The sequence below is a fragment of the Endothiovibrio diazotrophicus genome (assembly GCF_054657215.1).
On record NZ_BAAHXB010000054.1, the window covers coordinates 25,352 to 37,175 of the forward strand.

General features: G+C 69.6%; 9 protein-coding genes. 3 read left to right on the forward strand and 6 right to left on the reverse strand.

The window, feature by feature from the left end:
- Positions 1 to 127: 127 nt before the first annotated feature.
- Positions 128 to 1,612, reverse strand: coding sequence for an OmpP1/FadL family transporter (locus ACYQ2W_RS14150; RefSeq protein ID WP_459868283.1), 1,485 nt, complete (start codon positions 1,610 to 1,612; stop codon positions 128 to 130).
- A gap of 518 nt (positions 1,613 to 2,130) precedes the next feature.
- On the opposite strand from ACYQ2W_RS14150, the gene ACYQ2W_RS14155 reads away from it, so the two are divergent.
- Together ACYQ2W_RS14155 and hrpB are read left to right on the forward strand one after the other, a co-directional pair.
- Complete coding sequence (locus tag ACYQ2W_RS14155; protein WP_459868286.1) at positions 2,131 to 3,051, forward strand: hypothetical protein; 921 nt, start codon at positions 2,131 to 2,133, stop codon at positions 3,049 to 3,051.
- Between the two features lie 102 nt (positions 3,052 to 3,153).
- Positions 3,154 to 5,658 (forward strand): ATP-dependent helicase HrpB, encoded by a 2,505-nt coding sequence (gene hrpB / locus ACYQ2W_RS14160; RefSeq protein WP_459868289.1) that lies wholly within the window; start codon positions 3,154 to 3,156, stop codon positions 5,656 to 5,658.
- A gap of 94 nt (positions 5,659 to 5,752) precedes the next feature.
- Here hrpB and ACYQ2W_RS14165 read toward each other — a convergent pair whose 3' ends face one another.
- The 5 genes from ACYQ2W_RS14165 to ACYQ2W_RS14185 form a co-directional block, all read right to left on the reverse strand.
- Positions 5,753 to 7,396 carry an ArnT family glycosyltransferase gene (locus ACYQ2W_RS14165; RefSeq protein ID WP_459868292.1) on the reverse strand — a complete coding sequence of 548 codons (1,644 nt, stop codon included), beginning with the start codon at positions 7,394 to 7,396 and terminating at the stop codon, positions 5,753 to 5,755.
- Complete coding sequence (locus ACYQ2W_RS14170) at positions 7,393 to 8,118, reverse strand: TVP38/TMEM64 family protein (RefSeq protein ID WP_459868295.1); 726 nt, start codon at positions 8,116 to 8,118, stop codon at positions 7,393 to 7,395. The genes ACYQ2W_RS14165 and ACYQ2W_RS14170 overlap by 4 nt, the downstream gene beginning before the upstream one ends.
- Positions 8,115 to 8,867, reverse strand: a complete 753-nt coding sequence (locus tag ACYQ2W_RS14175) for a glycosyltransferase family 2 protein (protein WP_459868298.1) — start codon at positions 8,865 to 8,867, stop codon at positions 8,115 to 8,117. Before ACYQ2W_RS14175 ends, ACYQ2W_RS14170 begins: the two co-directional genes overlap by 4 nt.
- Positions 8,868 to 9,005: 138 nt before the next feature.
- Positions 9,006 to 9,539, reverse strand: a complete 534-nt coding sequence (locus ACYQ2W_RS14180) for a PAS domain-containing protein (protein ID WP_459868301.1) — start codon at positions 9,537 to 9,539, stop codon at positions 9,006 to 9,008.
- 14 nt (positions 9,540 to 9,553) lie between these two features.
- Complete coding sequence (locus tag ACYQ2W_RS14185) at positions 9,554 to 11,104, reverse strand: bifunctional aminoglycoside phosphotransferase/ATP-binding protein (protein WP_459868304.1); 1,551 nt, start codon at positions 11,102 to 11,104, stop codon at positions 9,554 to 9,556.
- A gap of 157 nt (positions 11,105 to 11,261) precedes the next feature.
- Here ACYQ2W_RS14185 and ACYQ2W_RS14190 point away from each other — a divergent pair, with 157 nt between their 5' ends.
- Entirely contained in the window at positions 11,262 to 11,771 is a 510-nt protein-coding gene (locus ACYQ2W_RS14190) for a hypothetical protein (RefSeq protein ID WP_459868307.1), read from the forward strand.
- Positions 11,772 to 11,824: the final 53 nt, after the last annotated feature.

The window sequence follows — 11,824 nt, forward strand, 5'->3', positions numbered from 1 at the left end:
TGGGAGTATAGCAGCCTGTCGCGCGGGGCGTCATTGACCGTTCGCGATGCGATACACGAAAAAGGCCGCGAAGTGCGGCCTTTTTCGCGTATCCCCTCCCCGTTGCGGGGAGGGTGGTGCCCCGCTGTTAGAAGCGGTAGCTGTACATCGCCTGCCAGCTGTCCTGGTGGTGCGTGGTGGAGATACCCATCATCGCCGGGGTGGAGTTGGTCTGGTCCACGCTGAAGGCACGGGTGTAGCTGAAGTCGATGGAGGAGGCATCGGTCAGCTGATAGCCGAAGCCCAGGTCCAGGTGCTTCTCGATGATCGCCGGGAACAGCGGGTTGAGGTACGCATCGGGGATCGGATTGCTGGAGAAGCTGGCGCCGGCACGCAGGGTGAAGGCGTCGGTGAGCTTGTACTGGCCGCCCAGCTGGAGGATGGTCTGGTCATCCCACTTCTGGAACAGCGTCACGTCGAAGTTCTGGCCATTGAGGGCGCCCAGCATGCCGGCGTTGTTGCGCGGGGTGAAGGTCAGGTCGAAGCTGCCCATCACGTTGGACCAGTTGAGGCGCTTGAGGTCGGCGGCGAGCATCAGGCGGTCGCTGAACTGGTAGGCGGCGCCGATGGCCACGGTGGCCGGCCACTGGAAGTCGTGGACGGTGACCTTGCCGAGCAGCGTCATGTCGGTGGCGGCGCCGGCGGGAGCCATGCCGACCACATTCATGCTCATGCTGACGTTGTCGCTGGTCTCCAGGTCGTCGACGTCGGTCTCGGTGTGGTAGGCCGCGCCGACGGTCAGCTTGTCGTTGACCTTGTAGGTGAGGCCGATCTTGCCGCCGAAGCCCTGGCCCTTGGCCTTGCCGCTGAAGTCGCTGCCGTCGCTGAAGTCGAAGCGGGCGTAGTTGATGTCGGTGATCGGACCGCCGGCGCCACCCAGGGAGGTGGAGAGGAAGTTGCCGAAGGTCTGCACGCCGGCGCCGCTGGCGCTGCCGATGGTCTGGCCGCCGAAGGCCGCCGGGGTCATCAGGTCGCGGAACTGGGAGCCCGCCATGTTCATCTTGATGTCCATGCCGACCCAGATGTAGTCGAGGCTGCCGCCGACGGTCAGCTTGTCGCTGACGTTGTAGGCCAGCGGCACCAGGATGCGGCCGACGCCCACCTCGGAGCGCTGGGGCAGGCCGGTGGCACCCATGGAGGCGCCGGTAAAGCTCATCCAGCCGTCGGCGGCGGTGAAGGAGCCGTATTCGGTGCCCATTCCGCCCTGGGAGTACATGCCGACGCCGTAGGAGAGGTTGCCGCTCTTGCGGGTCCAGCCGATGGCCGGCATGTAGTAGGCGTCACCACCGGAGTGGACGCTCTGACCGAAGCCGTTGGTGGCGACCACGTCGGGGCCGAGGAAGCCGAGGGCGACGTCGAGGCGGTTGCCGTCGGCGGCCAGGGCGAGGGTGGCCGGGTTGTTCATCATTGCCGCCGTGCCGTTGTCGTAGGCCATCGAGGCGCCGCCCATGGCGGTGGAGATGGGGCCGAAGCCGTTGAGGTTCATGCCGTCGGTGGCCTGGCTGATCGCCGGTGCGGCGGCCAGCGCGGAGGCGACCATCAGGGACACGATGGAACGATGCATCGTTTTCATTTGAGCGTACTCCCCCGAAACTTTGGGTTTAAGTGGGCAAAAAAACCGTTGTCTTCCCTCGGCCCCATCTCGCGGCAAGCGGCCGATGGCCGCGCTCAACCCCGATCGAGTGGGCGGATTGGGTAGGGAAAGGAGCCGTTTCAGCGTCGTGTTGTTGCTTATCTACAACTCCTTTGAGGCAGGGATGTTACATAGATTTTTTCCTTGGCGAAAGCGCTATTTAAATATAAGAAAAACGTAATATAGGTGTTATTACCTATCGTTCGCTGTGAAATTACCGCCCGATATCAGGAAAATTCTGGGAAGAGCCCCGTTTTTTACAAATTTACCGTTTTTTGAGTGCTTCCCATCGGGTGGCGCTATGCTACGATGAGCCCGCTGCCGAAGCCTCTGGTGAGTGGTTCTGTCCGTGCGGCTGGCTGCGGATGGACAGGGCACCGGCATCGCCCGCGGCGAGCGGGGCGCGGCGCCTCATACCTATTAGAACCAACCTGTTTACCCAATTTCGGAGGATCGTTATGAAAATCGGACGTTCGTTCCTGCTCGCCGCGTCGTTGCTGGCGACCGCCGGTTCCACCCTGGCCGCGGAGAAGATGAAACCCTTCGTGCTGGCCTCCAGGGGGGCCGGCGAGATGGCCGCCACCGTCGAGCAGGTGCGTGACCAACTGACCGGGGCCGGCTTCGAGGTGGTGGGCTCCTACTCGCCCTATGAGGGGGCCACCGTGCTGGTGGCGACCAACGACGCCCTCAAGCAGGCGGCGGCGAAGACCAAGTTCGGCGTCTACGGCGCGGGCGAGCGGGTCGCGGTCACCGCGCATGGCGGGGAGATCCAGGTGGGCTACATCAACCCGAGCTACATGGCCGCCGCCTATCGCATGGAGGACGACCTGGCGGGTGTCTCCGCCGCCCTCAAGGGGGCGCTGGGCGCGGTGCAGGACTATGGCTGCGAGAAGGAGTGCATGACCGCCAAGCAGCTCAACGGCTATCACTACACCTTCGGCATGCCCTACTTCGACGACGCCGACGAACTGGGCTCCTACGGCAGCTACCAGGAGGCGGTGGCGGCGGTGGAGAAGGGGCTGGCCGCCGGCACCATGGGGGTCACCAAGGTCTACCGCATCGACCTGCCCGGCAAAGAGGCGACGGTCTTCGGGGTCGGCCTGAGCGGGGCCAAGGGCGCGGGCAAGGACCAGGACGACAAGTTCATCATGAACGAGATCGACTTCAAGGAGATCCGCTCCACCGCCCACCTGCCCTACGAGATGGTGGTGGTCGGCGACAGCGTCTACGCCCTGTCGGCGAAGTTCCGTATCGCCATCGACTTTCCCGATCTGTCGATGATGGGCGACAACAGCTTCATGAACATCATGGGCTCCCCTGACGCCATCCGGAAGGCCCTGGCCGCGGCGGCTGGCGCCAAGGAGGCCGTCAGCTGGTAGGCGCTCGGTTCGCCGCGCGCCTTCGACGCCCGGCCTTGGCCGGGCTTTTTTTGCCTCCGCGTTCGATTGATCCGCCGCCGGCCACCGGTACAATCCCCGCCCATGTCCGCCCTGCCCATCGACGATGTCCTCCCCGAATTGCACCGACGGATCGCCGAGCACTCCGCGTTGGTGCTCCAGGCGCCCCCAGGGGCCGGCAAGACCACCGGGGTGCCGCCGGCGCTGCTCGATGCGCCGTGGCTCGACGGCCGTTCGATCCTGATCCTCGAGCCGCGGCGGCTCGCCGCCCGGGCGGCGGCGGCGCGGATGGCGGAGCTGCTCGGCGAGCCGGTGGGGGAGCGGGTCGGTTATCGGGTCCGCTTCGACCACAAGGTGAGCGAGCGCACGCGCATCGAGGTGCTCACCGAGGGGATCCTCACCCGTCGCCTGCAGGGCGATCCGGAGCTGGAGGGGGTGGGGCTGGTGATCTTCGACGAATTCCACGAGCGCAGCCTCCACGCCGACCTGGCGCTGGCGCTCTGCATCGACGCCCAGCAGGGACTGCGCGAGGACCTCAAGCTGCTGGTGATGTCGGCCACCCTCGACGCCGCGCCGGTGGCGCGGCTGCTCGGCGACTGCCCGGTGGTCACCTCCGCGGGGCGGGCCCACCCGGTGAGCTTGCGTTATGCCGCCGGGGATCCGGAGGGCGATCCCGCCCGCTGGACGGTCGCCGCCATCCGCCGTGCGCTGGGCGAGGAGGAGGGGGATCTGCTCGCCTTCCTCCCCGGCGGCGGTGAGATCCGCCGTGCCCGGCGGCTGCTCGAAGCGGCCGGGGTGGAGGCGCTGATCCAGCCCCTCTACGGCGATCTTCCCAAGGGGGAGCAGGACCGCGCCATCCGTCCCGACCCCGCCGGCCGGCGCAAGGTGGTGCTCGCCACCCCGATCGCCGAGAGCTCCCTGACCATCGACGGGGTGCGGCTGGTGGTGGACTCCGGGCTCGCCCGCGAACCCCGCTTCGACCCGCGCAGCGGGCTCACCCGGCTGGAGACGGTGCGCATCGCCGCGGATTCCGCCGATCAGCGGGCGGGCCGTGCCGGGCGCACCGCCCCCGGCGTCTGTTACCGGTTGTGGGGGGAGTCGACCCAGCGCGGGCTGCTCAAGCGCCGCCCGCCGGAGATCGCCGCGGCTGACCTCGCGCCGCTGCTGCTGGAGCTGGCCCTGTGGGGGGTGACCGATCCGGGACAGCTGGCCTGGCTCGACCCGCCCCCCGCCGCCGCCCTGGCCCGTGCCCGCGAGCTGTTGCGGGCGCTGGAGGCGATCGACGCGGCGGGGCGGATCACCGCCGCCGGCCGCGCCATGGCGGCGCTGCCGCTCCACCCGCGGCTCGCCCACATGGTGCGCGAGGGGCAGGCCCTCGGCCTCGGCGCGCTCGCCTGCGACCTCGCGGCCCTGCTGGAGGAGCGCGACCTGCTGGCCGCGCGCCGCGAACGGGGGGCCGCCCTCCATGAGCGGCTGGAGCTGCTTGCCGCCTACCGCCGCCACGGCCGCGGTCCGCTACGTGACTGGGGCGCCGATCCCGCCGCCTGCGCTGCGGTGGACCGCGCCGCCCGGCAGTACCGGCGGCTGCTGCGCTTGGCCGAGGAGGAGACGGATAGTGAGGAGTCCGCCGGGTTGCTGCTGGCGCTGGCCTACCCCGACCGGGTGGCCGGCCGTCGCGAGACGGGGGAGGGGTATCGGCTGAGCGGCGGCGGCGGTGCCCGCCTCGCCCCCCACGACCCCCTGGCGCGGGAGCCGCTGCTGGCGGTGGCCGCCCTGGAGGGGCGCGACGGCACCATCCATCTCGCCGCCCCGTTGGATGCCGAAGTGCTGCGCCACCATCTCCCCGGACGGATCGCCACGCGGGAGGCGGTGGCGTGGGACGGTCGCCAGCAGGCGGTGGTGGCTCGTCGCGAGGAGTGCTTCGGTCAGCTCCCGCTGAGCAGTCGGCCGCTGGAGCGGGTCGATCCCGCGGTGGCGGTGGCGGCGATGGTGGAGGGGGTGCGGGCGTTGGGGCTGGATGCCCTGCCGTGGGACGACGGGCTGCGCCAGTGGCAGGCGCGGCTGCTCTCGCTGCGCCGGTGGTTCCCCGAGGAAGGGTGGCCGGAGATGGATGACGAATGGCTGGCGCAGCATCTGGAGGGGTGGCTCGCGCCGTTCCTCTCCGGCATCACCCGCCGCGATCATCTGGCCCGGGTGGATCTCGCCGCCGCCCTCGGTGCGCGGCTCGACTGGGGGTTGCAACAGCGCCTGGAGGAGGCCGCGCCGGAGCGGATCACCGTCCCCAGCGGATCGCGGATCCGGCTGGAGTACCGCCCCGACGGGAGCTCGCCGGTGCTGGCGGTACGCTTGCAGGAGCTGTTCGGGCTCGGTGAGACCCCGCGAGTGGGTGGCGGACGGATTGCGGTGACCCTCCACCTGCTCTCGCCGGCCCGCCGGCCGATCCAGGTGACCCAGGATTTGGGCGGCTTCTGGGAGCGCACCTACCCCGAGGTGAAGAAGGAGCTGAAGGGGCGCTACCCCAAACACGTCTGGCCGGACGACCCCTGGAGCACCCCCGCCACCGCCCGGGCCAAGCCGCGTAAGCGTTGACGGACGGGTCGGTTTTCCTTCGCCTGCTGAATGGTGCCTTCGTTCGACGCGGCGCGCGCGGCGCGCCCTATAGGACGTGCCGCGCGCGCCGTGTTCAACGGAGCTGCCGGCCGGAAGCGTCCTGCTCCGCCCGGCCGGCCACGATATCGGCGCTGCGCCATACCGCCAGTCCGCCGCCGCGGTGGTTCTGACTGTAGAGGGCGCCCTCAAGCGCCCGCGGCCAGGTCCCCTTGTAGTAGATCAACGCGTAGCCGTCGGGGTGGCGTTGGGCCCAGGCGGTCAGCTCCATCGGTGTGACCTCCTCCAGCGGCCGGGTGAGGCGGCCGAGGAACTGGTATTCGCCATGGTAGTTGGCGACGTTGGCGATGTTCGCCCCCGCGGTCTGCAACGTGCCGAGATAGCGGGCCACCCGGGTCAGATCGTAGGCGTCGCCGGCGGCGCGAAAGAGGGCGAGCTGGAACAGCGTCGCCGCCAGCGCGCCGGTCGCCGCCAGCGCCAGCAGGCGAGGGGTGAGCTGTTTCCAGCGCAGGCCCGCGACCACCAGGCCGAGCGCCACCAGCGGCAGCCCCCACAGCGGTTGGATCGCCGCCCCCCACGTCGGCAGCGGGGTGGCCTCGCGCCACCACGGCAGGGTCAGTAGCAGGGTTCCCGCGGCGACCGCCAGCGCGCCCGGCAGCCACAGGTCGCGCAGGGTCCGCTGATCGTCGTCGAGGGCGCGGGCGGCGAGCAGCGAGACCATCGGGAAGATCGGCAGCAGGTAGTGGAGCTGCTTGCCGCTGATCAGCGAGAGGGCGATGAACAGCGGCAGCGCGGCGGCGAGGCAGAAGCGCACCCCCGGTTCCGGCGCGGGGGTACGGCGCAGCGCCGCCAGCCGCACCCACAGCCGCGGCCAGAGGAACCACGGGAAGAGCAGCAGCGGTAGCAGTGGCAGGTACCAGAAGACCCCCCGCCGGTGGGCGAAGGAGTTGACCATGCGGTTGGCGGTCTGGCCCCAGAAGATGGCGTCGGCGTACTTCTCGCCGCCGCGGATCGCCGCCGGGATCGCCCAGGCCAGGGCGATCGCCGCGCCGCCGAGCACCGCGGCCAGGATCCCCAGGTACCAGCGGTGCCAGGAGGCGGGGCGCCCCTCGCTCATCCACCAGGGGGCGAGCAGCGCCGGCGGCAGGGTGGTGAGCAGGATGATCGGCCCCTTCGCCAGCACCCCCAGGCCGATCGCCACGGCCAACAGACCGAACCCGCGCAGCACCTGCCCGCGCCATGCGATCAGGGTGCCGACGAAGCCGAGCAGGGTGAAGAAGACCACCAGCATGTCGAACATCGAGGCGGTGGTGTAGAAGGCCCAGAACAGCCCGCCGAGGACGATCAGCGGGGCGTGGTCGGCGAGCGCCTCGCGCTCCGGCCAGAGCCGGCGGGCGAGGTTGCGGGTGAGCCACAGGCTGCCGAGGCCGAACAGCGGGGCGACCAGCCGTGGCCACCAGTCGTTGACCCCGAACAGCCACCACCCCAGGTCGTAGAGCCAGAACATCAGCGGCGGCTTGTGGCTGTAGAGTTCGCCGTTGAGATGGGGGACCAGGAAGTCGCCGCGCAGCCACATCTCCCAGGCGACGGTGACGTAGCGGGTCTCGTCGATCGGCACGTAGCTGCGCGCGGCCAGCGAGGCGGCGAGCAGCAGCAGCCAGCCGAGGCTCCACGCCAGTGGCAGGCGGCCGCTCAGCGGGCGGGGGGGGAGTGGGCTCATGGGCGGTCCAGGGTCGGGGAGGTGGCGGCGGTCTCATCGTCGACACCCAGCTCGGCGTCGAGTTCCCGGCCGATGCTGTGGCCGTGGCGGAAGCGGCGGTAGAGGTGGATGCCGAGCAGCGCCGAGACCACCAGCAGAGCCGCCGCCAGGCCGATCCGCGGCAGCGGGTCGAGGTTGACGCCGCTGCCGGCCAGGGTGAAGACCAGGGTCTGCGGCAGGTAGCCGATTGCCGAGCCGAGCAGGAACGGCCACGCCGGGACCTGCGAGACGCCGGCGGTGAGGTTGGTGGCGAGGTTGCTGCCCACCGGCAGCAGGCGGATCAGCAGGGTCATCGAGAAGGGGTGCCCCTCGACGAAGTCGTTGAGCCGCTGGATCCGTTTGGCGAAGCGTGCCACTACCAGGGCGCGGCCGAACAGCCGGGCGTAGAGGAAGGCGGCAGCGCAGCCGAGGGAGGCGGCGGCGAGCGCGTAGAGCGAGCCCTCGAGGAAGCCGAAGGCGTAGCCGCCGAGGAAGGCGATCAGCTGGCGCGGCAGGCCGAAGCCGGTGGCAAGTGCCCCCGCGGCGATGAACAGCAGCTCGCCGTCGAGCCCCTGGCCGCGCACCGAGCGGTCGATCCAGTCCTTGTCCAGCAGATGGCCCAACTGCAGGGCGTCCACCAGGTAGCCGATGGCGACCAGTGAGGCGATCAGCGCCAAGCCGCGCAGGATCAGCCGGGGATTCATCGCGCCTCCGGCCCTCCTTCGAGGTCCGAGTCGGCGGCGACGATCTGCGGGACGCGGGCGCGCTTCTGCAGCCAGCGCACGCCGAACAGGTCGACGATGCCGACCCACAGCCGGTTGCCGATGCCGTACTTGGAGACGCCGCGGGTGCGCGGCCGGTGGTTCACCTCCACCGACACCACCCGGCCGCCGGCGCGCTGCACCAGCGCCGGCAGGAAGCGGTGCATGTGGGAGAAGTAGGGCAGATCGAGGAAGGTCTCGCGCAGGAAGAGCTTGAGGCCGCAGCCGGTATCCGGGGTGTCGTCGTGGAGTAGCCCGCCGCGCACGCCGTTGGCGATCTTCGAGGAGAGGCGGCGGATCGGCGTGTCGTGGCGCTTGCGGCGCCAGCCGGCGACCATCTGCAACGGCTCGCCGGGCGGTTCGTTGCGCACCATCTCCAGCAGTCGCGGGATGTCCGCCGGGTCGTTCTGGCCGTCGCCGTCGAGGGTGGCGATCCAGCGCCCGCGGGCCTGCTTCACCCCGCTGCGCACCGCGGTGCTCTGGCCGCAGCTGGCGCGGTGGCGGACCACCCGCAGTTGCGGCGCCTCGGCCTGCATCTCGCGCAGCCGTTGGGGGGTGTCGTCGTCGCTGCCGTCGTCGACGTAGAGGATCTCGTAGTCGGCCACCCCCTCCAAAGCAGCGCGGATCTCCTCGATCAGGGGGCGGATGTTCTCCGCCTCGTTGCGGACGGGGACGACGACGGACAGTTCCATGGGGCTCAGGTCACTCGGGGGCAGGGAGGAAAAACCGGTATTGTAACCGGTATCGGTGGCGGATTTGTTGCCCCGGCGCGGATTTCTCTCCCGGCAGGCGCGGCGGGAGCCGATCCCTGCGCGGGAGCCGCCGCTTGCCTACGGCATGCCTTGCAGGCCCAGTATCAGGTCGTTGTATCGGGTCTCCTTCTCCGCCAGCAGACCGAGCAGGATGCGGGTGGAGGCATCGATCGCCTCGCGGCTGCCGGCGGCACGTTCCGCGGCCAGCATCTGGCGGTAGAGGTCGGTGACGACCTGGAGCGCCTTGGGATTGGGCTTGCGGCGCACCGAGAAGTAGCCGTCGATGCGCCCCTCCCGGTCATAGGTGGGGGTGACGTTGGCGAAGACCCAGTAGAAGGAACCGTCCTTCGCCAGGTTCTTGACGAAGGCGAAGATCTCATCCCCCCGGGCGATGGTGTCCCACAGCAGCTTGAACACCGCCCGCGGCATGTCGGGATGGCGGACGACGTTGTGCTGGGTACCCAGCAGCTCCTCTTCGTTGTAGCCGGAAAACTCGATGAAGATGCGGTTGCCGTAGGTGATCCGCCCGCTCTTGTCGGTCTTGGAGACGATGAAGTCGTTCTCCCGCATCACCTTCTCGACGCTGGTGGGCCGTATCGACTTGTCTTTCATCGGTGGTTGCCTCCTCAGGCGTTTGAGAGGCGGGCCGCCAGGGCGTCGAGGTCGGGGGCGGCGCCGTCGACCGGGAGGGCGGCGGCGCGCTCCTCCTCGCTCAGCGGCTCGCGGCTCTTCAGCTGCATCTCCAGCACCGCGACGTCGGCCTCGGAGGCGTCGCCCTCGCGGCCGGCGACCCGCTCGCGCAGCAGCGCCTCGTCGCACTGGATATCAAGCAGGTGGAAGGGCAGGCCGAGGCGCTCGGCCAGGGCGCGGAAGCGGGTCCGCTCGGCGCCCTTGAGGAAGGTGGCGTCGATGACCACCGGGTAACGGGCGGCGGTAATGGTCGTGGCCAGCTCCTCCAGCCGGGCGTAGGTCTTCCGGGTGGCCTCGGCGGTGTAAAGGCCGCCGTTCACCGCCGAGTCGCTGGAATCCTCCGCGGCGAGGCCGAACAGCCGCTTGCGCTCCACGTCGGAGCGCAGGCGGATGGCGCCGGTACGTTCCACCAGGGCCTGGCTGAGGTGGCTCTTGCCGCCGCCGGAGGGGCCGTGGGTCAGGGCGATCCACGGTGCGGTGCGCTCGGCGTAGCCCTCGGCCAGCCCCAGGTAGCCGCGGAACTGCTCGTGGATCGCCGCCTGTTCGTCCGCCGAGAGGCCCGGCTGGCCGCGGCGCAGGCAGGCCACCTTGGCGCGCACCATGGCGCGGTAGGACTGGTAGTAGGGGAGCACCGCGAGGCCGCCGTAGTCACCGCTGCGCTCCAGATAGCCATTGATGAAGCGCCGCCCCAGGTCGGGGCGTTTGCGGTCGTCCAGGTCCATCACCAGGAAGGCGACGTCGGCCATCACGTCGGTCCAGCGGAAGGGCTCGTTGAACTCGATGCCGTCGAACAGCGTCACCTGGCCGTCGAGGATCGCGATGTTGGCCAGGTGGATGTCGCCGTGGCATTCGCGCACCGCGCCGGCGGCCTTGCGGGCGTCCAGGGTGGCGTCCAGTTCGCCATGGCGCTGTTCGGCCCACTGGCGCATCGCCTCCAGCCGCTCCAGATCGGCGGTCTCGCTCAACAGGGGGCGGATCTGCTCGAAGTTCTCGCGCACCGGGGCGTGGGCCATCGCGCTGGAGCCGAAGGGGCGCTCGGGGCCGGCCACCGCGGCGACGGCGTGGAAGTCGGCGACGATCTGCGCGGCCTGGTCCATCTCGGTGGCCCCCAGCTCGCCGCGGGCGAGCGCCCGGTCGGCCAGTGCGTCCTGGTCGAACTGGGCCATCCTCACCGCGTACTCGAAAGGTTCGCCACCGCCGCCCAGCACCGGTGCCTCGGGGCTGCCGCCGATCGCCACCACCTCCAGGTAGAGCTGCGGGGCGAGGCGGCGATTGAGGCGCAGCTCCTCCTCGCAGAAGAACTTGCGCTTCTCCAGGGTGGTGAAGTCGAGGAAGCCGAAGTCCATCGGCTTCTTCACCTTGTAGGCGTAGGGGCCGGTGAGGATCACCCAGGAGATGTGGGTCTCCACCAGTTGGAAGCCTTCCACCGGATGGTCGTAGAGGGCGGGGTTCTGGAGGGCGGCGATCAGTGGGGCGGTGTCGGTCATGGGGCTGGGGAGTCCGTTGTTATTGGCGTTAAAGTGGACAATTGTCGCCGAAAACGGTCGTAGGGCAAAGGAAGCGGATAGAGACCGGGCGGGGATCGGATACAATGGCGGCGGACGGCCCGACCGCTGGGCCGCGTGGTTTGGAGTCTCCTTCGCCTTGGCCGTTTACGACGTTACCGCCCTCATCTCCCAGGCGCGCAAACTGGCTGCCGACTACCGACGCGCCACCGGCAAGCCGCTCGGCGGGGTCAGCGTGGAGATCGCCGAGGCGGACGCGGCCCGGCTGCTGGATCTGGAGCTGGTGGGCGATCCGAGCCTGGGTTACGACGCCGTCGGGCGCGGCGAGCGCGAGGGGCGGCGGATCCAGATCAAGGGGCGGATGATCGCCGACGAGGCGAAGTCGGGCCAGCGTATCGGTCAGTTGAAGATGGACGCCGCGTGGGATTCGGTGGTGCTGGTGCTGATGGACGAGGAGTACGAGCCCTACGAGATCTACGAGGCCACCCGCGAGGAGATCGAGGCGGCCGGCGCCGAGGGGGAGGGGAGCCGGCGCAACAAGCGCGGCGCCATGTCGGTGGCCAAGTTCAAGATCATCGCCAACCTGGTGTGGACCCGCGAGGAGGGGGTGATCGACGACGAGATCTGGGACAACACACAGGCGCGCTGAGGCGCGCCAGTGTTGAGTGATTGGTGTTGAGTGTTTAGGGCCCGCGAAAGAAT